The 223-nt window shown below is 48.0% G+C and carries 1 pseudogene; it reads left to right on the top strand.

Features of this window, described 5'->3' with window-relative positions:
• Positions 1–223 (top strand): annotated as a pseudogene (locus SLS51_RS25000) (IS1634 family transposase); the annotation flags it as partial.

Raw genomic sequence — 223 nt, 5'->3', positions numbered from 1 at the left:
GGTTTATACCCGGTTAGACAATGTGAAGCAGGCCAGATTGCGGGTCGGGAGGTTTATTTTAGCGACCAATGAACGGGATGAAGAACAGCTTGATATGGCGGCGTTACTGGCTAATTATAAGGCACAACAAAAGGTGGAACGGGGTTTTCGCTTCCTGAAAAGTCCGGAATTCCTGACGTCTGCCATTTTCCTGAAAAAACCGGAGCGGATAGAAGCGCTGTTA

This window comes from Photorhabdus africana (assembly GCF_035181445.1).
Lineage (GTDB): Bacteria > Pseudomonadota > Gammaproteobacteria > Enterobacterales > Enterobacteriaceae > Photorhabdus > Photorhabdus laumondii.
The sequence above is the reverse complement of the archived record's forward strand: the minus strand, read 5'-3'. Positions and strand labels throughout refer to the sequence as shown.